The sequence below is a fragment of the Mesorhizobium sp. M0306 genome (genome assembly GCF_040321655.1).
GTDB lineage: Bacteria > Pseudomonadota > Alphaproteobacteria > Rhizobiales > Rhizobiaceae > Mesorhizobium.
In genome coordinates this window covers 48196-70708 of the sequence record NZ_JAMYRY010000030.1, presented here as the reverse complement: position 1 = coordinate 70708, position 22513 = coordinate 48196, and the positions used below count along the sequence as shown (strand labels likewise).

17 protein-coding genes, 1 tRNA gene and 1 pseudogene are annotated in these 22513 nt (G+C 62.6%); 10 read left to right on the top strand and 9 right to left on the bottom strand.

The features are described 5' to 3' along the window. The first annotated feature begins 350 nt into the window (after positions 1 to 350). The 3 genes and pseudogenes from NKI95_RS28355 to NKI95_RS28345 all read left to right on the top strand — a co-directional run bounded on the left by NKI95_RS28355 (position 351) and on the right by NKI95_RS28345 (position 1403). Positions 351 to 733, top strand: a pseudogene (locus NKI95_RS28355) (DUF6152 family protein). Beyond that, complete coding sequence (locus NKI95_RS28350) at positions 734 to 1198, top strand: DUF6644 family protein (protein ID WP_352720900.1); 465 nt, start codon at positions 734 to 736, stop codon at positions 1196 to 1198. Next, positions 1182 to 1403 carry a hypothetical protein gene (locus NKI95_RS28345; RefSeq protein WP_352720898.1) on the top strand — a complete coding sequence of 74 codons (222 nt, stop codon included), beginning with the start codon at positions 1182 to 1184 and terminating at the stop codon, positions 1401 to 1403. The genes NKI95_RS28350 and NKI95_RS28345 overlap by 17 nt, the downstream gene beginning before the upstream one ends. 258 nt (positions 1404 to 1661) lie before the next feature. Here NKI95_RS28345 and NKI95_RS28340 read toward each other — a convergent pair. After that, positions 1662 to 1737, bottom strand: a tRNA-Lys gene (locus tag NKI95_RS28340). 273 nt (positions 1738 to 2010) lie between these two features. On the opposite strand from NKI95_RS28340, the gene NKI95_RS28335 reads away from it, so the two are divergent. Further along, positions 2011 to 2979 (top strand): hypothetical protein, encoded by a 969-nt coding sequence (locus tag NKI95_RS28335; RefSeq protein WP_352720896.1) that lies wholly within the window; start codon positions 2011 to 2013, stop codon positions 2977 to 2979. A 199-nt stretch (positions 2980 to 3178) separates the two neighbouring features. Here NKI95_RS28335 and carB read toward each other — a convergent pair whose 3' ends face one another. Together carB and NKI95_RS28325 are read right to left on the bottom strand one after the other, a co-directional pair. Continuing rightward, positions 3179 to 6682, bottom strand: a complete 3504-nt coding sequence (carB, locus tag NKI95_RS28330; RefSeq protein WP_352720894.1) for a carbamoyl-phosphate synthase large subunit — start codon at positions 6680 to 6682, stop codon at positions 3179 to 3181. Positions 6683 to 6899: 217 nt separating this feature from the next. Continuing rightward, positions 6900 to 7745 carry an SH3 domain-containing protein gene (locus NKI95_RS28325; RefSeq protein WP_352720892.1) on the bottom strand — a complete coding sequence of 282 codons (846 nt, stop codon included), beginning with the start codon at positions 7743 to 7745 and terminating at the stop codon, positions 6900 to 6902. 281 nt (positions 7746 to 8026) lie between these two features. Between NKI95_RS28325 and NKI95_RS28320 the strand changes: the two genes are divergently transcribed. Then, positions 8027 to 10438: a DNA/RNA non-specific endonuclease gene (locus NKI95_RS28320; RefSeq protein ID WP_352720890.1), complete on the top strand. Its 2412-nt coding sequence runs from the start codon at positions 8027 to 8029 to the stop codon at positions 10436 to 10438. Positions 10439 to 10506: 68 nt separating this feature from the next. On the opposite strand, the gene NKI95_RS28315 is transcribed toward NKI95_RS28320, so the two are convergent. After that, positions 10507 to 11253 (bottom strand): metallophosphoesterase family protein, encoded by a 747-nt coding sequence (locus NKI95_RS28315; protein WP_352720888.1) that lies wholly within the window; start codon positions 11251 to 11253, stop codon positions 10507 to 10509. Positions 11254 to 11492: 239 nt separating this feature from the next. Continuing rightward, positions 11493 to 11849 carry an ArsR/SmtB family transcription factor gene (locus NKI95_RS28310; RefSeq protein ID WP_023719360.1) on the bottom strand — a complete coding sequence of 119 codons (357 nt, stop codon included), beginning with the start codon at positions 11847 to 11849 and terminating at the stop codon, positions 11493 to 11495. A 193-nt stretch (positions 11850 to 12042) separates the two neighbouring features. Between NKI95_RS28310 and NKI95_RS28305 the strand changes: the two genes are divergently transcribed. After that, positions 12043 to 13221: an MFS transporter gene (locus NKI95_RS28305; RefSeq protein WP_254820339.1), complete on the top strand. Its 1179-nt coding sequence runs from the start codon at positions 12043 to 12045 to the stop codon at positions 13219 to 13221. A 167-nt stretch (positions 13222 to 13388) separates the two neighbouring features. On the opposite strand, the gene NKI95_RS28300 is transcribed toward NKI95_RS28305, so the two are convergent. Further along, positions 13389 to 13988 (bottom strand): LysE family translocator, encoded by a 600-nt coding sequence (locus tag NKI95_RS28300; protein ID WP_352720886.1) that lies wholly within the window; start codon positions 13986 to 13988, stop codon positions 13389 to 13391. 92 nt (positions 13989 to 14080) lie between these two features. Between NKI95_RS28300 and NKI95_RS28295 the strand changes: the two genes are divergently transcribed. Continuing rightward, positions 14081 to 14950, top strand: coding sequence for a LysR family transcriptional regulator (locus NKI95_RS28295; protein ID WP_352720884.1), 870 nt, complete (start codon positions 14081 to 14083; stop codon positions 14948 to 14950). 54 nt (positions 14951 to 15004) lie between these two features. Here NKI95_RS28295 and NKI95_RS28290 read toward each other — a convergent pair whose 3' ends face one another. Both NKI95_RS28290 and NKI95_RS28285 read right to left on the bottom strand, forming a co-directional pair. After that, on the bottom strand, positions 15005 to 15658 hold the full coding sequence (locus NKI95_RS28290) for a dihydrofolate reductase family protein (protein WP_352720883.1): 654 nt from the start codon (positions 15656 to 15658) through the stop codon (positions 15005 to 15007). A gap of 154 nt (positions 15659 to 15812) precedes the next feature. Then, a complete protein-coding gene (locus tag NKI95_RS28285; protein WP_352720881.1) occupies positions 15813 to 17180 on the bottom strand; it encodes an Nramp family divalent metal transporter in 1368 nt (455 codons plus the stop codon). A gap of 236 nt (positions 17181 to 17416) precedes the next feature. On the opposite strand from NKI95_RS28285, the gene mntR reads away from it, so the two are divergent. Continuing rightward, on the top strand, positions 17417 to 17872 hold the full coding sequence (gene mntR / locus NKI95_RS28280) for a manganese-binding transcriptional regulator MntR (protein WP_023678308.1): 456 nt from the start codon (positions 17417 to 17419) through the stop codon (positions 17870 to 17872). 34 nt (positions 17873 to 17906) lie between these two features. Here the strand turns inward: mntR and NKI95_RS28275 are convergent, their stop codons facing one another. Continuing rightward, a complete protein-coding gene (locus tag NKI95_RS28275) occupies positions 17907 to 19955 on the bottom strand; it encodes a hypothetical protein (RefSeq protein WP_352720880.1) in 2049 nt (682 codons plus the stop codon). 207 nt (positions 19956 to 20162) lie between these two features. Between NKI95_RS28275 and ypfJ the strand changes: the two genes are divergently transcribed. Together ypfJ and NKI95_RS28265 are read left to right on the top strand one after the other, a co-directional pair. After that, positions 20163 to 21083, top strand: coding sequence for a KPN_02809 family neutral zinc metallopeptidase (gene ypfJ, locus NKI95_RS28270; RefSeq protein WP_352466697.1), 921 nt, complete (start codon positions 20163 to 20165; stop codon positions 21081 to 21083). Between the two features lie 151 nt (positions 21084 to 21234). Continuing rightward, complete coding sequence (locus NKI95_RS28265; RefSeq protein ID WP_352720878.1) at positions 21235 to 22503, top strand: TCR/Tet family MFS transporter; 1269 nt, start codon at positions 21235 to 21237, stop codon at positions 22501 to 22503. The last annotated feature ends 10 nt before the right edge of the window (positions 22504 to 22513 follow it).

The window sequence follows — 22513 nt, the reverse complement described above, 5'->3', positions numbered from 1 at the left end:
CCTCCACTCCAGCCAGCATCTTGAATCACAAAACAGATAAATCTGGAATCCCCTTTGATTCCGTCAAAGGGGGAACCGCTCTAGGGTCCCCGCGACGTCGCTTCGCTCCTGCTCCGCCCTAGGATGACGAAGGTACAGTGGTATAAGGCCAATCGCGGTCGTTGGAGATTGGCTGGAAACCTCCCCTCGCATCGTCATCCTAGGGCGGAGCGAACGCGAAGCGGAGCGCAGACCCTAGGATCCATGCCGTTACCATGGCTGTGGAGCGCAGCGACCCAAAAGGCCCTCATGTGATTTGACGCTGCAGCGCGCTGACCTACCCTCTAATGCCGGAACCGAGGAGACGAGCGATGCTGTCACCTTTCAACCGGAGCGACACGCTGGCGGCGGCGGTGATCCTTGCCGCCACAACAGCAGCCTATGCCCATCATGGCTGGTCGTGGACGCAGGACGGGTTCTTCGAACTCAAGGGCAGGATCACGGCCATCTATATCGGCAATCCGCACGCCACGCTGGTGTCGACGCCGACGGAGAGGTGTGGCGGGTGGAGATGGCGCCGCCGTCTCGCACGATCGCTGCCGGCTTCACGGAAGGTGTTGCCAAGGTCGGCGACGAGGTGACCGCGATCGGCCACCGCTCGCGCGACGAGAGCGAAAAGCGCATGAAGGCAGTCCGCATCATCGTCGGCGGCAAGTCCTATGACGTCTATCCCGACCGCGTGCCGCCGGTCTGAATGGACGGTTTTTTTGCTGGCATCGAGCAACTCGCGCTTGTCCGGGGACTGAAGGCCTCCTTCGTCGCCTACCCCCTCGTCAACGCGCTGCACATCATGTCGATCGGCGCGCTGCTGACCAGCGTCTGGCTGATGGACCTCAGGATCCTGGGCGCCTTCCGCTCGCTGCCGCAGGCGGCGTTCGTGGCGTTGCTGCGCGGCACGGCGTTGAGCGCGTTCGCCGGGGCGCTTGTCACCGGGGCGCTGCTGTTTTCGGTGAGGGCGAGGGAGTATGCGGCGATGCCGATCTTCCTCGCCAAGATGACACTGATACTTCTCGCCGGCACCAATTTCCTCGTCTTCATGCGCCGCGCAAAAGGCGGTGACGAGCCGGCCGGTGGCACCGTCACCATGCTGGCGGTGCTCTCGCTGGTTTTGTGGACGTCGGTGTTGTTCGCCGGACGGTTTATTGGGTTTCTCGGATGAGGCGAGTGTCGGCAATGGTGTTCGCAAGGTGCGGGATGGTGCGCGGCGATATCGAAACGCAGACCGAGGCATCGCTGAAGGCGCTGAAATATTGCCGGAAACGGCGGGCACCTCGCTGGAGAACGTGGTGACGGTGCGCATCTACGCCGTCAATTCCGACTTCTATAACGCCATCAACCGGATTATGCCAAGTATTTCAACGTGAAACCGCTGGCGCACAGCTTCGTGCCGGTGGCGTCATGGCCGATAGAATTGGATATCGAGACCGAGTGGGTGGCGGTGGCGTAAGGGCCTGATAACTGTGATTTGCTGGCCGTGAAAGTCCTTGTTCAGCGGCAAGGGGCATGCGTCGGCCGCTGGCGGATCGACCACGATTCCGCTATAGAGGCGGAAGGTCATGACGCAGGTTACTGATAAATGATCTGGGGCTGGCTGTTAGCGCAGCGTCGACCCCGACGATTCTTGGTTCCCCGACCAGGATTCGGACCTGGATTGCCTCACCTGTAAGAGCGGGCGTCCTTCCATTAGACGACCGGGGAAAGAGTAAAGAGCCTATTTCGGGGCCGTTCGCCTTCACCTTCGCGGGGATCGAGGCGGCGGCCCCTGTTTCATCCTTGCCCCGGCAGCGTCGGCTACCGTGCCGGGGCTCTGACTGTTGTCATCGTCATCCCTCGATTCGATAGCTCATCCTACCGACGCCACTCCATACGTCAATAAAATTGTTCGATACAGCCGTAAAATTATACGGGCATCCTGTTGACGGAAATCGAGGCAGATGTCATATTTGCGACGGACAAGAAGGAGGTCTGACTATGGCCGACACTCAACCGAATGACGACAGGCCGAAGAAGGACCGGAGCCCATCGTTCCCGTTCATTTCGCTTCCTGAGGCGGTCAAGCGTCTGCAGGCATTCGAACAGACCTTCGGTCGTCACGCAGCCCCGGGTGTCAAAGTCGGCCTAGCTTGGGGCATGAAGGACAGGAGCAGCCAAGCGTACCAGATTCTGGCAGCTCTGAAGGCGTTCGGCCTCGTGCGCTACGAAGGCAGTGGCAAAGACCTGAAGGCGACGCTCACGGATGACGCTCGAATCTATCTTCGAGCTAACATGGAAATGACGAAAAAGGAGCTTTTAAAGCAGCTTGCTCTAAAGCCGGCACAGCTTCAGAAATTTTGGGGAATTTGGGGAGCAGACCGCCCGCCAGACCCGGTTTGCCTTGATCAACTGATCCTTCAGCACGCCTTTACTGACAACGCCGCCCACACCTTTCTCAAGGTGTACGATGACACTGTTGCCTATGCAGGACTCTCAAATGCCTATGCAGGACTCTCAAATTCTGATACGGTAATAGGGGACGACGTAGAGGACGCCGAACCACCCCTAGAATTCAAGGTTGGAGATCTGGTCAACTGGGATTCTGGTGGGCAGGTACAGTGGAAAGCACCTCGGCGGATCGTCTCGATTGACGAGAAAGATGGCCTGTTCTTCTACAAGGTCGATGGCCTTGGCGAACTTGCGGGCCAGATCGGATGGATTCCGGTGGAACAAGCTATTCAGCGTCAAGCAGCCGCCCCTGCAGGAAGCAATCAATTTACTCCGCCGCCGGCCGATCCCAAAAAGGATGACGTAGTCATACAGGGAACGCGTAAGGCCGTTTTTCCGGTCACTGGCGGCGATGTCACGATGATTTTCCCGGAAGGTCTTTCGAAGGATGGCTTAGAGGAACTCGGCCAATACCTCGATATCTTCCTTAAGAAGGAAAAGAAGACGGTCGGTTCCTAACTAGGGCAATCGCCGTAAATTGGGACAGCCTATCCGATGGTGAATCAGTAAGTTGGGGCAGTTCTCGTCCGACCTGCTTGCATAGGTGCGAGCCTTCCGCTCCGAGAGAAGCGTTGGCAGGATTCCAGCGCCGGCGGGACAGCGCCCCCCTCTGGCCTGCCGGCCATCTCCCCCACAAGGAGGGAGATTGGCTAATCGCCTACGCAAAATACTCCTGCAGCGGCCGCACTTCCAAACTCCCCGCCCGTAGCGCCGCAATAGCCTCCGCCACCGCAGCCGCACCCGACAGCGTGGTGTAATACGGCACCTTTTGCATCAGCGTCGCCCTGCGCAGCGATTTTGAGTCCGACACCGCCTTCTGGCCGTCCGTTGTGTTGAAGACGATCTGCACCTGGCGGTTGCGGATGGCGTCTTCGATGTGCGGGCGGCCTTCCAGCACCTTGTTTATCTTCTCCGCCGCGACGCCGTTTTCGGCGAGGAAGCGGGCGGTGCCTGAAGTGGCGAGCACCTTGAAACCCTGGCCGGCGAGGCGCTTGACCGCCGGGAGGATGCCTTTCTTGTCTTCGTCGCGCACCGAGACGAACAGGGTGCCGGAGCGCGGCAGGTCGACGCCGGCGCCTAGCTGGCTCTTGGCAAAGGCCAGCGCGAAGTCGCGGTCGAGGCCCATCACCTCGCCGGTCGAGCGCATTTCCGGGCCGAGCAAGATGTCGACGCCGGGGAAGCGGGCGAAGGGGAACACCGCTTCCTTGACCGCGATGTGACCGGGGTTGCGCGGGTCGGGCATGGCGCCGTAATGGGCGAAGGCGTCTTCCAGGCTTTCGCCGGCCATGATGCGCGCAGCGATCTTGGCGATCGGCCGGCCGATGGTCTTGGCGACGAAGGGCACGGTGCGCGACGCGCGCGGGTTGACCTCCAGCACATAGACCGTGCCGTCCTTGATAGCATATTGCACGTTCATCAGGCCGCCGACATTGAGCGCGCGGGCAAGGGCCGCCGTCTGCCGCTCGAGCTCGTCGACAAGCTCCGAGGGCAGCGAGTGCACCGGCAGCGAGCAGGCCGAGTCGCCCGAATGGATGCCGGCCTCCTCGATGTGTTCCAAGATGCCGGAGACGTAGGTCGACCTGCCGTCGCAGAGGCAATCCACATCGACCTCGATGGCGCCGGAGAGATAGGTGTCGAACAGCAGCGGGTTCTTGCCGAGCAGCGTGTTGATTTGACCGGTCTTGTCGTTGGGATATTTCTGCTTGATGTCCTCCGGTACCAGGCCGGGCACGGTGTCGAGCAGGTAGGATTGCAGCATGCTCTCGTCGTGGATGATCTGCATGGCGCGGCCGCCGAGCACATAGGACGGGCGCACGACCAGCGGGAAGCCGAGCTCGCCGGCGACGAGGCGGGCCTGCTCGACCGAATAGGCGATGCCGTTCTTCGGCTGGCTGAGGCCGAGCTTGTGCAAAAGCTTCTGGAAGCGGTCGCGGTCCTCGGCCAGATCGATCATGTCGGGCGAGGTGCCGAGGATCGGGATGCCGGCCTTCTCCAGCGCGTCGGCCAGCTTCAGCGGCGTCTGGCCGCCGAACTGTACGATGACGCCGACCAGCTCGCCCGAGGCCTGTTCGGCGCGCAGGATCTCCAAGACATCCTCCGGCGTCAGCGGCTCGAAATAGAGCCGGTCGGAGGTGTCGTAGTCGGTCGAGACGGTCTCGGGGTTGCAGTTGACCATGATCGCCTCGAAGCCGGCGTCGCGCAGCGCAAAGGCGGCGTGGCAGCAGCAATAGTCGAACTCGATGCCCTGGCCGATGCGGTTGGGGCCGCCGCCGAGGATGACGACCTTTTTGCGCGACGAGACCTGCGCCTCGTTGGCGAGCGCACCGGCGAACGGCACCTCATAGGTCGAGTACATGTAGGCGGTGGGCGAGGCGAACTCGGCGGCGCACGTGTCGATACGCTTGTAGACGGGATGAACGTCGAGCTTGTCGCGTATCTTCTGGATCTCTTCGACGTCCTTCCTGACCAGCGAGGCGAGGCGCGCGTCGGAAAAACCCATCGCCTTCAGCATGCGCAGATTGGCGGCGTCCTCAGGGATGCCGTGCTCGCGGATGCGATCCTCCATGGCGAGGATGCCGGCGATCTGTTCGAGGAACCACGGGTCGATCTTGCACATGGCGTGCACGTCTTCCAGCGAGGTGCCCATGCGGATCGCCTGCGCCACCATGCGCAGCCGGTCGGGCGTCGGCGTGCCGAGCGCTGCGCGGATGGCATTGCGGTCATCGACATGGCTGGCCGGCGCGCTGCCGTGGCCGATGCCTGGGATCTCGATTTCGTCCAGACCGGTCAGGCCGGTCTCCAGCCCGCGCAAAGCCTTCTGCAGCGACTCCTGGAAGGTGCGGCCGATGGCCATGACCTCGCCGACCGACTTCATCGAAGTGGTCAGCACCGGTTCGGCGCCGGGGAATTTCTCGAAGGCAAAGCGCGGGATTTTGGTCACGACATAGTCGATGCTCGGCTCGAACGAGGCCGGCGTTGCTCCGCCTGTGATGTCGTTCTCCAACTCGTCCAGCGTATAGCCGACGGCGAGTTTGGCAGCGATCTTGGCGATCGGGAAGCCGGTCGCCTTGGAGGCCAGCGCGGAGCTGCGCGAGACGCGCGGGTTCATCTCGATCACCACCAGGCGGCCGTCTGCCGGGTTGACGGCGAACTGCACGTTGGAGCCGCCGGTCTCGACGCCGATCTCGCGCAGCACCGCGATCGAGGCGTTGCGCATCATCTGGTATTCTTTGTCGGTCAGCGTCAGGGCAGGGGCGACGGTGATCGAGTCTCCCGTATGCACGCCCATCGGGTCGATGTTCTCGATCGAGCAGATGATGATGCAGTTGTCGGCCTTGTCGCGGACGACCTCCATCTCGTACTCCTTCCAGCCGAGCACGCTCTCCTCGATCAGCACTTCGGTGGTCGGCGAGGCGTCGAGGCCGGACTGGACGATCTCGTAAAATTCGGCGCGGTTGTAGGCGATGCCGCCGCCGGTGCCGCCCATGGTGAAGGAGGGGCGAATAATTGCCGGCAGGCCGACATGGTCGAGCGCTTGTGCTGCGATCGCCATGCCGTGGCTGATGTAGCGCTGCTTGCGGTCGCCTTCGCCGAGGTTCCAGCGCGTTTCCAGTGCATCGAGCGCGGCGTCGAGATTTTCGGGCTTTTCCGCCTTCAGCGCGGCGCGCTCGGCCTCGTGCGTCTTGCGGTCGGCATTCTTGACGTCGGTGGCGTTGGCCAGCATCGACTTCGGCGTTTCCAGGCCGATCTTGTTCATCGCCTCGCGAAACAGCGCGCGGTCCTCGGCCTTGTCGATGGCCGTGGCGTCGGCGCCGATCATCTCGACTTGATAGCGGTCGAGCACGCCCATGCGGCGCAGCGACAAAGCGGTGTTGAGCGCGGTCTGGCCGCCCATGGTCGGCAGCAGCGCGTCGGGCCGCTCCTTGGCGATGATCTTGGCGACAACTTCCGGCGTGATCGGCTCGATATAGGTGGCGTCGGCCAGCTCCGGATCGGTCATGATGGTGGCCGGATTGGAATTGACCAGGATGACGCGAAAACCCTCTTCCTTGAGCGCCTTGCAGGCCTGGGTGCCGGAATAGTCGAACTCGCAGGCCTGGCCGATGACGATGGGGCCGGCCCCGATGATCAGGATCGACTTGATGTCGGTGCGTCTTGGCATGTCGAGGGTCCGTTCGGCAGGCGGCTTGCACAAAAAGCCGGACGGGATGACCCGGCCGGTTGTGCTCGCGATTCTGGTATCAGGCTAGGAGGGCCTTATAGGGAAGAGTTTTGCCGGATGTAACCCCGAAAATGCGGCTTTGTGCGGGGCTGCCTGAGCAAACAAGCGTCTCGTTCCGTCGCGCCCCCCCTCTGTCCTGCCGGCGTCTCGAATCTATCTAGCCTCCCGACGCCAAGGCATCCGTGATCTCGAAACGCTCGGAAGCACCGACACGGATCATGTTCAGGCTGCCCTCGCGGGTGAAGCGGAATTCGCCGGGTCCGTTCGAACCGGCCGGCTTGCCGGCCTTGAAACTGATGATGCGCGTGCCGCCGTCGGGCCAGGTAACGGTCACGTCGGTCTTGTCGCCGGTGCGCACGACATTTGCCTTGCAGTTGGTCATCGGCTGGCCGAGATAGCGCGCGCAAGGGATGGCGTTACCGGCACCGGGGACCGGTGTCCCCGGCGGCTGAAGCCGCGCAACGGTCTGTGCGTCGGGCGGAGGCGCCGCGTTGGCCGCGCCGAAATTCTGCACGGGACCCACTGTTGCGGGCGGCGATCCATCAACCTGTCCAGTCGAGGGGTTTCCACCGGCCAGGGCCAGGCGGTAAGCATCCTCGATCGCCGCCCTGCCGATCGCATCAGCGGAGTTCAGCGTCGTTTCGGGACCGCCGGTTGCGCCCAGGCGCGTTGTCAGATCGGGCAGCGGTTGAGACGCAGGGTTCTCCGTATTGGCCGCTGCCTGCGGTGTCACTTGCCGGGGATTGATGGGGTCGAGATAGCGCGCCGGAGCCCATCCGCTCAGCTTCGGGTCGTCAATGTCTTGGACTTTGCACCACTTGTAGCCGCTGACGTCGCCGCAGCCGAGATTCTTCACGCTCGAACCACTCGGCAGCCGTGCCTCGATCTTGCCCATGGCCGATGCCGTGGCGCGCACGTTGAGGAGGTCATCCGGAGCGAGACCCGTCACAATCGAGATGATGGGCTCCGGCTCCTGGCCGTTGGCCGGCAACTCCGCCAGCATCAGCGGAGCGGCAATCACCGCAAGCAGCGTCGTCGGGAGTGTTACTGTGCGCCTAATCATCTGCCATGGGCGGTAGGTTCAATTGCCGAAGGCGCGGCCAGGCACGAAAGCGCCATTGCACGCCAGCCGGTTTTTATAGGCGACGAGGCGGCGCTGTGTAAGCCCGAAAAGGGGCCGCGTGTTGAATCGCGCCCAAGCCACTTCCGTGAACTAACAGCCGGCAAAATATTGCACATTTCATGTAAATATGCACTCTCTCAAGTAAGGTTGAGGAGGACAATATGGTCGACCTTGAAATATTTGCGCAGGTGGAAAACATAGTTCGCCAGCGTATCAAGAAAACGCGCCCCGAAATTGAGGCTTCACTTGGTCACATTGCCAACGGCAATCCGCTGGCCGCCGAACAGACCCTCTCCAGGCGCCTCGACAGGTTGCAGGTAAAGGCGTCGCTCAGCCGCACCGAAGCGGAGATGATATCGGCAGCGATCGACATGAGGTCTGCCGGGGAAAGAAAGGCCGCCGCCAAACAGCCAGGGCCGGAGGCAATTCTCGGCCCAACGCTCGATTTCATCGGGGTCGCATTTCTGGAGCGTGGGCGCCGTGCGGCCGATGCGGTCGGCCGCGTTGCCTTTTTCAACGGCAATCCACAAGGATCGGGTTTTCTGGTCGGGCCACGGCTGTTCCTCACAAACAACCATGTGATTTCGTCACCGGCGGATTCCCGGCGCTTCCAGGTCCAGTTCGATTATGAGCAGGACGGTGCGAATGCCGTGCGTACGCCGACGACGTTCCTGTTCGATCCTGAATCCTGTTTCGTGACCGATAGCATAGAGGGTCTGGACTATACGCTGATCGGGGTCGGCGAGCGGCGCTCCGGTCCAAAGGAACTGGGGGAGTTCGGTTTTATCTCGCTGTCGGACGCGCGCGACAAGCATATGCTTGGCGAAATCGCCAACATCGTTCAGCATCCCGATGGCCGCTTCAAGGAACTGGTGCTGCGTGAAAACCGGCTGGTGGCCCGCGACGAAACGGTTCAAGTGCTGCACTATGTCGCCGACACCGAACAGGGTTCGTCCGGTTCACCGGTCTTCAACAATGAATGGGAGCCTATTGCCCTGCACCATTGGGCCGGCCCGTTCCACGAGGTGACGGGCATAGGTGGCTATGCGCTTGCGCGCGAGATCAACGAAGGCATACGGATCAGCGCCATCGTTGACGATCTCAGCACTAGAAAGACCAGGCTACCGGGCTCCTCGGCATCGGCGGTTTCGCAAGCACTGGCGATTTGGGCCGGCACGCCGCGCATGATGGACGAGACAGTTCGGCTGAACGCCGACATTCGCGAAGATGTGCCGGACAAGCCGGTGCAGCGGCCGGAACCCGATCGCAATCCGCCGGCGACGAGACACAATGCCGATGGCTCGGTCACCTGGACTTTTCCCGTCGAGATAAATGTCCGGGCGCCGTTGATCGACGGCGACGGAGGCGATGCAAGACGAAACGACGGCAAGAGCCCGGCAAGCGAACCCGCGAAGGTAGCCATCGCCGAGGCAGCGGGTTGGAAAACAGAGGACTTCGACGATCGTGGAGGGTATGAGCCCGGCTTCATACCGGGCTTTGTCCTGCCAATGCCGACGGTTGCCGATTCACCCTTCCGGTTGGCCAAAAACCTTCTTGCCAAACCGGGCGAGGACCCACACGAATTGCGCTACCATCATTTTTCGATCTTGATGAACGCCGATCGCAGGCTTGCCTTCGTCACCGCCTGCAATATCGATGGATCCCGCACCAAGGCGGTCAATCGTGAGGACAAGACGGTCATCGACAAGCCGTCGCTTGTCGAATTGGGGGTGGAGTCGATTTCCGGTTCGGAAGCCAGCGATGCTTTCCGGCCCGATCGCCGTATCGACCTTGGCGAGCAGATGACCCAGGAATTCTATTCGAGCCAGAATGTGCCTGGATTTCCCGTCGCAAAATCCAAGGAACGAATCGCTCGAATGTTCCAGAAGGGCCATATTACGCTTCGCGGCGACCCTGCATGGGGCGTGGATCAGGAGGCGGTCGCGGCAGAACGCGACACGTTCTTTTATACCAATGCTGCGCCGCAAGTCGGCTTCTTCAATCAGGGAAGCTCGCTTAACCATCCCGGCTCCAAGGGGAAGCTGAGATGGCGCGCGGTGGAAACCTATGTGCTGCGCAACGCCTATACGACGCGAGGCCGTGTCACGGTGTTTGCCGGGCCAGTGTTCGGCGAGGACGATCCTCGCTACCGCTTCGACAGCCATGTTCCGCTGAAGTTCTGGAAGATCGCACTGTGGTCCGATCAAGCTGGCCTGCGCGCCATCGCGCTGCTGGCGGATCAAAAGCCGGTTTTGGAAGTAATGCCCGAAGCGTTCGGCGAGCGTGCCGAGGCATTCGATGACCCGCTTGAAATTGCCAGGGTATCGGAGTTTCTTTCGACGGTGGCTGAGATCGAACAGCTGACCGGCCTGAACTTTGGCCAGCAGGTGCGCGACGCCGACATTCGGGCGGGTTCCGAATCCGCCCCAGCACAGACTTTCAACCCAACGCAACTGGCGCCCAAGCCGACACGGCCAAAGGCTTCATCGCCCAAGACTTCGACGCCCAAGACTTCGGCGGCCAGCACCCGACGTCCTGCCAAGCGATCGAAGCGATCCGCGTCGGACAACTGAAGATTGGACCGGCCGCAGCTTCTGCCGCTCGAAGGCGGTCATCCGTTCGGACCGGGTATAACCGCGGTTCAACCCGGCATGAAGCCGGTGCGCAGCGCGTGAGCCCATTCGGGCCGTGCCGCCTGCTCGGCCTGACGCGCCGCCGCCTCGTGGTCATAATCGACGGCGATGGCCTCGAAACGATCAGGGTGCAAGTCGAGGATGCCATAGCGGGCGTGCGGCGAACCTTGCTCGGAGACATGCGCCGGCGGGGTCGAATCGTCATAGGCCGGGCAGCCGATGCTGCCCGGGTTGAAGATGACCGGACCGCCGGGTATGCGGACCAGCTCGCTACGATGGCTGTGGCCGCAAAGCATGATGCGGCAAGCGGGATCGATCGCGCCGAGGCGCCGTTCGATGGCGGCCAGCGGCGCGCGCACCAGCCGGCCGTCGACTATCGCGTCAGTCAGGTATTTTTCGTCGTGGTCGGGCCGGGCGTGGAAGGCGAGTATGCCGGGCGCCACCTCCAGCGTGACGGGCAGCGCGAACAGCGCCTCGCGCTGGGCCTCTGTCAGCCGTTCGTGCGCGTAGCGGTCGGACGGCCACATGGTCTCGTCGCCGGTGTCGCGGGCAACGCGGCGGTCGTGATTGCCGCGTACCGTCGGCAGGTCGAGCGCCTCGAGCCGCTCCATGGTCTCGCGCGGCCAGAGCGGGCCGGAAACGCAATCGCCGAGATTGACGATGAGGTCGGCGCCGCCGCGTCGCCGCAGATCGTCGAGCACGGCTTCGAGCGCCAGGACATTGCCGTGGATGTCGGCGAGGACGGCAATGCGCATGGGGAAGCTCCGTGGCTGAGGCAGCGTTTCCTCGCCTCCGCGAAGCGGGGGAGTGGTGGCCGCCCAGCGGCCGGAGAGGGGGCTCTTCGCAAACCGGCGCGTCGAGGACAATGAAGCTTCCTTGAACGTTCTGGGAGCGTCAAGGCCCCCTCTCCGTCCCGGCTTCGCCGGGCCACCTCTCCCCCACTCTCGTGGGGGCGAGGAACCCAAGTTCTGGAAGGACGCTTCCCTGTTGGTGCTCAGGCGCGGACTTCGATCTCGTGGCCGCCGACCGCCGGCAACGATGCGTCGTCGCCGGCCGCGGCAATGACGCTGTCGAGCAGGCCCGGGAAGCGGCGGTCGAGATCGTCACGGCGCAGCGTGATCAGCCGGCTGGTGCCAACCGCTTCGGTGCGGGTGACGCCGGCCTCGCGCAGCTTGGCCAAATGGTAGCTCAGATTGGTCTTCGAGCAGAGATCGAGGAACCGGCTGCAATTCAGCGGCACGCCCTCTTTGCTGGCGAGATAGCGCACGATGGCCAACCGCGTCGGGTCGCCGAGCACGGCAAGCACATTCGGCAGGCTGATCTGGTCGGCGGTGGGATGGGGCAAGGTCATGCCCAGGAATTAAGCACATTCGGGGCCGATTTCAACGCATCTCCTCTCGTGGCTGATGGACACATAGTTTCGCCCCGTCGCCCCATCCTGACACCGGGCTGTCAGGATGGTTCGGCTATTTTGCAGCGGCTTTATTGACATCATGCCCTGTTATGTCCAATTGTTCAATAACCTTTGAACTAAGGAAATTGCCATGGATAAGCGCCTCATCTGGCTTGCGCTCGGATCGTTTACGATTTCGACCGAAGGTTTCGTCATCTCCAGCCTTTTGCCCGACATTGCAAAGGATGCCGCCATCTCCGTTCCGCTCGCCGGCACGCTGATCACGGCGTTTGCGCTCGCCTATGCGATCGGCACGCCGATCCTGGCAACGCTGACCGGCGAATGGGATCGTCGCCGCGTCATCCTGTGGACGCTGGTGTTCTTCGTGTTGGGCAACGTCGCCGCGGCGCTGAGCTCCTCCTTCGAATTGCTGTTGATCGCGCGCATCGTCATGGCGCTATCGTCAGGCCTGTTCGCGGCGACCGCGCAGGGAACGGCCGTTGCGCTTGTCGACGATCATCACCGCGCCCGCGCCATTGCCGTGGTCGTCGGCGGCACCACCGTGGCGGTCGCGGTCGGCGCGCCGCTTGGCGCGCTTGTTGCGACGGTTGCCGGCTGGCGCGGCACCTTCTTTGCCATTGCCGGCCTTGGCGCGCTCGCCGGCGCGATCCTGTGGTACCGGCTGCCGCGCGGCATCGTCGGCACCAGGCTTCCGCTCCGGATGCGGCTGGCAGCGGCACTTCGCCCCGGCGTCATGCCTATCCTGGTGACGACCATCCTGGCCCTGATCGGCGCCTTCACCGTCTTTGCCTTTGTCGCGCCGCTCGCCATCGAAGGTGGCGGACTGAACCCGATCGCGCTTCCCGGAATGCTGCTCGCTTTCGGCGTTGGCGCGGTCATCGGCAATATCGGCGGCGGGCAGGCCGCCGATCGTTTCGGCGCGACGCGCACCGTCTGCTGGTCGCTGGCGCTGAGTGCCGCCATGCTGGTCACGTTTTCGCTGATCCCGATGTTCCTGCCGCGCGAGATCGCCGGGCCGGCGCTGATGGCCATGATGGTGCCGTGGGGCATCGTCGGCTGGGCATTCCCGCCGGCGCAGGCCAGCCGCATCATCAAGCTGGCGCCCGATGCCGCCCCCATCGTGCTGTCGCTGAACGCTTCGGCACTCTATCTCGGCGTCGCACTGGGTGCGGTGGTTGGCGCTGCGGTGCTGCGCTATGGCGCACCGGCCGACCTCGGTGTGGTCGCGGCGGCATTCCCGATCATTGGTCTGGGCGTGGTGCTGGCGGGCCATCTGGCGGCGCGACCGGTGGCGATGCCGGCCGAATAAGGCTTGTTAGCAAAGCTTGGCTGCCGGCCGCCGATAATTCAACTCGCGGCCGGCGCTGCGTCGAAATCCAACGCGGCGATTTCGTCCAGCGCCGCTCGCAGGCTTGCCGCCTGCTCTTTCCAAACACCTGTTTGAAGCGCTGCTGAGCGACGCGCCACAGCTTGGTCTTACGCTGTCCGCCACATCGGAATGATCGAGGCGGCCAGCAGCAGGCCAAGCATGATGTTGAGCATGCGCCATTGCCGCTCGGTTCGCAGCAACCGGGCGAGCAGCGTGCCGGCCACGCACCACGCCGCCAGCGATAGGGCCGCGGCAAGACCGAAGACCGTGCCGAGCAGCACGGCGAGCTGCAGCGGCCCGTTGGCGAGCGCGGCAAAGGATGCCGCCGCTCCCAGCCCCATGGCCCAGCCCTTGGGGTTCATCCATTGCAGGCCGGCGCCACCGAAAAAGCTGTTCGGCTTTGCCATAGCCACGTCCAGATTGGGCGGGCCGCTGCGGCCGATCTTGAGGGCAAGCCATACCAGATAGAGGGTGCCGGCTATTTTCATTGCCAGTTGCAGCGAAGGAGCGGCGGCCAGCAGACCAGCGAGCCCAGCAGCACCTGCCGCAGCCACCGTGGCCAGGCCGGCCGCACTCCCGGCCATCAGCGGGATAGAGCGGCGAAAGCCGAACTGCGCCCCGGACGCCGTCGACAAGGTCGTGGCCATGCCTGGGGTTGAGGTTGAGACCAGCGCGAACAGGAGGAGGGGAAGGACGGTTTCAAACATGCGGCTTCCTTTGAAGCCTGCACCGTAGGCTGTTTGGCCCATCAGTAAATGCAATGTTTGCCATGATGTGCATTAGCAAATATAATGACCAGATGCTCCGCAACCTCGATACTGCCCTGGTTCGAACCTTCGTCACCGTTGCCGACAAGGCCAGCATGACGGCGGCGGCCAACGCGCTGCATTTGACGCAAGGTGCCGTCAGCCAGCAGATCAAGCGTCTGGAAGAGGTTCTCGGCTGCAGCCTGTTCGACCGCGATCGGCGCGGATTGCGATTGACCCGCTCCGGCGAGCGATTGTTCGGCAAGGGCAAGCGCCTGCTTTCCCTCAATGACGAGATCCTGGCGGAGATGGCGGGTGATGCGGTTGCCGGTCAGGTGCGGCTTGGCGTGCCCTACGACCTTGTCGGCACCTTGCTTGCGCCGGTGCTCAAGGCCTATGCCGAGGCCTATCCGCAGGTCGAGATCTCGCTTGTTTGCGCCTCGTCGCCGGAGTTGGCTGCGGCCTTGGCGGCGGGCACGATTGAGCTCGCGGTGATCGAGGAGCCGATCGGTCGGTCGCCCGGCGAATGCCTTGTTGTCGACCGGCTGGTCTGGGTCGGCGCCAAAGGCGGTGGCGCCCGCCGCAAGCGACCCTTGCCGGTTTCGATGGTCGCCGAGACCTGCGCGTTCCGCCCGGTGGTGCTGGAGGCGCTTAACGAGCACGGGCTGGAATGGCGCACCGTCTTCGAAAACGGCAGCATCGACGTGACGACGGCGACGGTACGTTCGGACTTGGCCGTCACCACCTGGTTGGCGTCAACCGTGCCTGCCGACCTCGATATTTTGGCCAACGATCCGGAACTGCCGTCGCTGCCGAATTTTTCAATCAATCTGCATTTGCCGAAGCACGGCGTCGCGCCGGCTGCATTGGCATTCGCGGGCCACCTCCGCGATGGGTTGGCACGGCGGCGAGAGGCGGCTTAGAAAACAGCAAAAAGGACGGCCGGTGTTCAGCCGTCCTTGATCGCCCCGCAGCCTCTATTTCCAGTTCTTGCGCCGCTCGATCTCGGCTTCGGACGGCTGTTCCGGAGCAAAGGACCCGGTCTTGATCTCGCCGGAGCGTTCATAGCTCGCCATCAGCACGCCAGTGGTCGATACCTGCGAACGGGTCAGCTTGAAGGCGGCAGGTATCGTGCCCCTGCCGAACAGTTTTTTGCCCTTGCCCAGCACCAGCGGGAAAATCAGCAGGCTGATCTCGTCGATCAGGTCATTGGCGAGCAAGGTCTGGATCAACTCGCTCGATCCCTGAATGAGCAGGTCCGGGCCGTCCTCCTGCTTCATCCGGCGCAACGTCGCCACGACATCGCTGCCGAGCGGCTGGCTGTTTTGCCAGGACAGCGTATCTGGCCTGTGCGTCGCCACATATTTCGTGACGGCGTTGAAGCTGTCGGCGATCGGACCGCTCTTCTGGTACGGCCAGTGGGCGGCGAAGATGTCGTAGGTCTTGCGGCCGAGAAGCAGCGCGAACGGTTTTGAAAACGTCTCGCCCATGGCGGCGCCCATCACATCGTCCCAGTAGTGAAACGTCCAGCCGCCGAATTTGAAGCCGCCGACAGGGTCCTCTTGCGGGCCGCCGGGTGCCTGCATGACGCCGTCGAGGCTGACGAATGTTGCGGCGATGATCTTCCTCATTGGAGCTCCCTTTCCCTGATCCGTGCCGTCATGGCCGGACTTCGGGCCAAGGACGGGCGAACGGACATTTGTCCGACAGCGGTCGGCAAATTTCCAGGGCTGGAAGGGCAGATGACTGCCGACCTTGTTGCGTCGGCTTGGAGCAGAGAAACGCTCAGCCCAGACCGACGACCGTATCGTAGAGCAGCTTGAAGTTGAGCACCAGGATGAGCGCGGCGACCACCCAGGCCAGCACGGCAACAGCGCGGGAAATGGCGAAATTACCCATCTTGCGCTTGTCCGAGACGAACTGCACCAGCGGTACGACAGCGAAGGGAAGCTGCATCGACAGGATTACCTGGCTGAAGACCATCAACTGGCCGGTTCCCTTCTCGCCATAGAGCGCAGTGACCACCACCACCGGGATGATGGCGATGCCGCGCGTCAGCAGGCGGCGCGCCCATTGCGGGATGCGCAGCCGCAGGAAGCCTTCCATCACGATCTGGCCGGCCAGCGTCGCCGTGACCGTCGAGTTCAGGCCGGAGGCAAGCAGCGCTACGGCAAACAGGATCGAAGCGATGCCGAGGCCGAGCAGCGGCGACAGAAGCTGGAAGGCCTGGCCGATCTCGGCAACGTCATGATGACCGGTGCCGTGGAACGCCACCGCCGATACGATCAGGATGGAGGCATTGACGAACAGCGCCAGTATCAGCGCGATGGTAGAGTCGGTCGTCGCCCATTTGATGGCGTCGCGCTTGCCGCGATCGGTGCGCTCATAGGCGCGGGTCTGCACGATCGAGGAGTGCAGGTAGAGATTGTGCGGCATCACCGTGGCGCCGATGATGCCGATGGCGATGTAAAGCATGGCCGGATTGGTGACGATCTCGGACGACGGCACGAACATCGCATGCAGGATGGAGCCGACCGGCGGCGCGGCGGCAAAGATCTGGATGGCGAAGCAGCCGAAGATGATGATCAAAAGCGCTATGATGAAGGCCTCGAGGAAACGGAAGCCCTTGTTCATCAGCAACAACAGCAGGAAGGCATCGAGCGCGGTGATGATGGCGCCGCCGATCAGCGGAATCCCGAACAGCAGTTGCAAGGCGATCGCCGTACCAATGACCTCGGCCAGGTCGCAGGCGATGATGGCCAATTCGCAAGCGACCCAAAGCATGAAATTGACCGGTCGCGGATAATAGGCGCGGCACGCCTGCGCGAGGTCGCGGCCGGTGGCGATGCCGAGCCGGGCGGCGAGCGCCTGCAGCAGGATCGCCATCAGGTTCGACAACATGATGATGAACAGCAGCGTGTAACCGAACTGGGCCCCGCCGGCGAGGTCGGTCGCCCAATTGCCCGGATCCATGTAGCCGACCGAAACCATGTAGCCCGGCCCCATGAAGGCGAACAGCCGGCGAAGCCAAATCCCCGAGTGCGGCACGGCGATCGTGGCGTTGACTTCGCGAAGGCTGGGCTGCTCGCCGTCCTCCGGGCGGGCAAATCGCCACATGGACCGGGGGGCTGAGGTGGCTTCGGCTTCCGACATGAACTGGCTTTCCACTCGCGCGATAGATGTTGCCTCCTTATCTATGCCACGGCTGAACATTATGCAATATGCTATATTTCATTGTCGGAGCTTTTTCGTGTGGCCGCTTGGCCGTGCGGCCGGAACGGCAGTGAACGCCGGTTGCACCGGCCACCGAATGGAAATAAACGGCCAGAACCAATAGGGTTCCGTGTTATGACTGCAATGTCGATTCAAACTGCCGGGAGGAGCGCGTATTGGCGCTGAAGAAAAGACCGGTTCCTCGCGAAAAGCCGCTGCCTGACGCAGAAATCCACTCGGAAGGCTTCAGGCAGACGCGTGAAGCGCGCCGCAGTGCGCTGGTCGAGGATTATGTCGAGCTCATCGCCGACCTGATCGAGGATGGCAACGAGGCGCGCCAGGTCGACATCGCGGCACGGCTCGGCGTCGCCCAGCCGACGGTGGCGAAAATGCTGACGCGGCTGTGCGCCGACGGGCTGGTCTCCCGGAAGCCCTATCGCGGCGTGTTCCTGACCGATGCCGGCCGCAAGGTTGCGGAAGAGAGCCGCATTCGCCACCAGACGGTCGAGGCCTTCCTGCGCTCGCTCGGGGTCAGCGCCGAGACGGCGCGCATCGACGCCGAAGGCATCGAGCACCATGTCAGCGCCGAGACGCTCGAAGCCTTTCGCAAGGCAATAATCGCCGCGCGCTGATTGATCGAAGCGATATGCAGTGCGACTGACCTGCTCACTCGTTCGTATCCTGCACCCAGTTGCGCGGGTGACCATCGACGCGAAACTGGAAGATGAAATAGGGTGGGATGCAAGTGCCCTTGCCGGGCTTTGCTTCCGGCAGATCGTCAAAACCGGCGGTGCAGATATAGTCCTCGCGGCAGGGATGGGCCTTGTCGCAAGCACGCAGGCCAGCGGTCTTGGTGAATTCCCTGGTGCAGAATTTGTGGTCCTTGCCGGAGCCTATGCAGTCGTTGAAGCCGGTCTTGGCGAGGCGGCCGCAGCTTGCCTCGTCGGGCAGCTTTTCGCAGGTCGCCTTGCGCAGCATGCCGCCGGGAAAGCCGCCAGTCTTCTGCTCGGGATTATCGTAACGCTGGCGCGCCGCGCCGTAGCCGGCGAGCTTTATCGGCGGTTTTCTGTCCCTGGCCGGGTCGATGGCGCAGGCCTTCGCGGTTGCCGGTGACAGACGGCAATATTGGTCGTTGCCCCATTTCGACATCCTGATCTCGCCGAACTCCACCGGATCGCCGACCGCGGTGCCGGCCTCGCTGACGCAGGTACCAAAGCCCGGATGGATGGCGCTCTCGTGGACCCCGGCGCAACGCAGGCCTTCGTCGCAGGTCCAGTCCACGAAACTTGGGTCGGCGCCGCGATAGCAGATCGAGCCCCATCCATTGTAGAGATCGGTGCCTTTCAGCGCTTCGGCGTATTTTGCCTCCGGACGGCCGGCAAAGCCGCGGCTGAAATCCGGGTGTCTGCCAGCGGCGAACGACTCGACAATGGCGCGGCGGCGCGGCAGGTCGGCAAAAAACACAGCCGAGCCCGGCACGAACACCGCGTTGCGGCGCGGTTCGTTGGCCGGGTCGGCGCCGGTGTAATGGAACCCGGCGATGCCGTGCGTCTGGTGACAGCCGGTGCAGGTCATCTCGTTGAGGCGCAGATTGAAGCCGGCCACCGATTTGACGGTGCGAAGCGTATTGCCCTTGGCGACATAGTCCCTGAGCGCTTTGTCGATAGCATCGTCGTCGAGCAGCCCAAAAGCCAAATTGTTTTGCGACCGGTTCATACCGCCGGGTGCCACCGAAACCGCGGTGGTCGCGAGGAATTTTTCGTCGATCACCAGACGGCCACGGTCGAGATCATAGATGTTGCGGTCGGTGAGCAGCCATCTTTCGAAGGTTTGCCTGTCGGCCAGCACCAGCTTGCGGTCGATCTGGTTCTCCATTTTCGCTTCCTGGAAAATGGCTTTGGCAGGGTCCCACTTGAATACCTTCAACAGATACTCGGCGTGGCCGCCGAAATCTCGCCGGCTCGAAGCCGATAGGCGCACGACCTGCATGTTGAGCTCGAGCCGCATGGTCTGCGAAGAATTCAACATCGCGCTGGAAAGCGGGCCTTCTTCCGAGCGCAGCCAGGCCGCCAGTTGATCCGGCTCCAGATTCTTCTGCCCGGCGACAAGCCAGCGCTTCGCCACGTCCGCGCAGGAACCGTTAGCCGAGCGCGGACGGTCCTTCGAGGCGCGAGTCTGTGCCGAAGCCGGTATGGCGTTGAAGACCAGGCTCAGGGTCAGCGGCAGGCGCGACGAAATGCGTTGCCCAGGCTTCTCCTCGACCGAATAGTGGAAGCGGTAGATCAGCCTGATCTCGCCGCATTCGGTGTGGCCGAGATAGCCGCGATCCATGCGATTGACGATGCCGGTCAGGTCCAGCGTCGAACCGTCGTCGTCGATGTATTTCGGATTGAACTTCTGGTTGATGTCTTTCGACTTTGCCAGAGCGGCTACATAGGAGTCGGGGCTGTTCCTTGGTTCGTCTAAGATCTGCTGTTTGACGGCGTTGCGGACCGGGCTCAGCGCGCGCACCGAAAACAGCCCGCGATTGTCGACGTCGCGTGTCAGTCCGAGCGCTGGCCCAAGCAGACGGCTGATCGATAGCCCGCCGCGCTCGAGCGCCTGCAAGGTCTCGGGATCGGTGATTGCGACACTGGAATCGAGAGTGACGGCGCTGGCCGGCGCGGGGCCTAGGCAAGACAATGCCGCAAACAGCAACAGAACCCGCCCGAGCATCCGCAAGCGCCCCCTCGCTTCCACAGCCACGGTGGATGCTACAGACCTTGCGACGTCTAAGCCAGAGCAGACCCGCGTCAGCAGGCATTGCTCGTTAGCGCGAAAAATACTGTGACTTGGCGTAACCATTGGGATAATTGTTTGCTGGGTTGGAACCGGCCAGGACATCGGCGGGTTGAGTGCAAACGTGCATCACGGGGAGTTGCCATGCTCTGGAGAGGCCGCCGTCAAAGTGACAATGTCGAGGACGAGCGCGGCCAGAGTGGCGGGCTTGGCGGCGGTCCGGGGCAGTTTCGCATCCCGATCGGCGGTCGCGCCGGCGGCGGCGGCATGTCGGGCATTATCATCGTAGCGTTGATTTTCCTGGCAGGGTGGTATTTCGGCTTCGACCCGAGCCAAATTCTCGATGACAGCGGCTTGCAGCCTGGCGGCGGCGGCCAGATCACCGACAATAGCGGCGGGCAGGGCGGCGGCACCGGTGCGCCGGCGTCCGACGAGATGAAGCAGTTCGTGTCGACCGTGCTGGCCGAGACCGAGGATACGTGGACCGGTATTTTCCAATCCGAAGGTCTGACCTATCAAGATCCAAAACTGGTCCTGTTCAGCGGTCAGATCCGCTCCGCCTGCGGTTCTGCCTCGTCAGCGGCCGGACCATTCTACTGTCCCAACGATCGCAAGGTCTATCTCGATACCACCTTCTTCCAGCAACTCGACCAGCAGTTCGGCGCCTCGGGCGATTTCGCACAGGCCTATGTTATCGCGCACGAGGTCGGCCATCACGTGCAGAACCTGACCGGCATCCTGCCCAAATTCAACCAGATGCGGCAGAATATGAGCGAGGGCGACGCCAACCAGATGTCGGTGCAGGTCGAGCTCCAGGCCGACTGCTTTGCCGGCATCTGGGCACATTTCACCGGTCAGAAGGGCATTTTGGAACAGGGCGACATGGCGGAGGCACTGAACGCCGCCAAGCAGATCGGCGACGACACGCTGCAGAAGAAGATGCAGGGCTACGTCGTGCCGGAAAGTTTCAACCACGGCACGTCTCAGCAGCGGCAGACCTGGCTGGCGCGCGGCTTCCAGAACGGCAAGCTATCGGACTGCGACACGTTCAACAACCCGATCTGAGCCGACGGTTTTCTCGTAATCCGAGAGACTGGATCGCAGTCAGGGGGATGTCAGGATGAAAACACTCTGCCCGTTCCCTCATTGTTCCCAGCGATGTGCTCGCCTATAAGGTGTGTTCCCGTTCGCTCGGGCGGCCCGAGGAGATACCATCATGATAGACCCCAAAACCGCCAGGCGGGGCCTTGCGCTTGTTTTCACCACCCTGCTGCTCGACGTCATTGGCTTCGGTATCATTATGCCGGTGCTGCCGGCCTATCTCAGGGAATTGACCGGCGTCGGCATCAGTGAGGCGGCTATCGAGGGCGGCTGGCTGTTCTTCGTCTATGCGGCGATGCAGTTCGTTTTCGCACCAGTGATGGGCGGGTTGAGCGACCGGTTCGGGCGGCGGCCGATTCTGCTCGCCTCGGTGCTGACGTTCGCTATCGACAATCTGATCTGCGCTATCGCCTGGTCCTATCCGATGCTGTTCATTGGCCGCGTGCTGGCCGGCATTTCCGGCGCCAGCTATTCAACGACATCGGCATTCATTGCCGATATCTCGACCGACGAAAATCGTGCGAAGAATTTCGGGCTGCTCGGCATTGCTTTCGGCGTCGGCTTCGTCATCGGGCCGGTCCTGGGCGGGTTGCTCGGCACGTTCGGGCCGCGCGTTCCGTTCTATTTCGCTGCAGGGCTTGCTTTCGCAAACTTTCTGATCGCGCTGTTTCTGTTGCCGGAAACGCTTGATAACAAGCACCGTCGCCGCTTCGCGTGGAAACGCGCGAACCCGGTCGGCACGCTCGTCCAGATGCGCAACTATGAAGGTATCGGCTGGATCGGACTTGTCTTCTTTCTGATGACGCTCGGGCACATGATGTATCCTGCGGTCTGGTCGTTCGTCTCCAGTTATCGCTATGGCTGGAGCGAACAACAGATCGGCTTCTCGCTCGGAGCCTTTGGCCTGTGCGGCGCGATCGTCATGGCGACAGTCCTGCCGCGCGTGATCCCTACACTTGGCGAGTGGAAGACGGCGGTAATCGGTCTGGCATTTACCGCACTCAGCGCCTTCGGCTACGCCTTCGCGTCACAAGGCTGGATGGTCTATGCAGTGATCGTCGTCGGATGTCTCGAGGCGTTGGCCGACCCGCCGCTCAGAAGCCTGGCGGCCGCCAAGGTGCCACCCTCCGCCCAGGGCGAACTCCAGGGCGCGATGACCTCGATCTTCTCGATCACCTCAATCATCACACCGCTGTTTTATACGGCGATCTTTTCCTGGTTCACGGGGCCGAGCGCGCCCATAGTTTTCGGCGGTGCCCCGTATCTGCTCGGCGCGATTTTCCTCACGCTGGCGCTCGTCGTCTTCGTCAGTAGGGTGGCCAAGCCGACGCCGAAGGAAGTCAAACGCATGCACGCGCAGCAAGCGGTGACGGACGGGGCTTGATCGGCGCCGG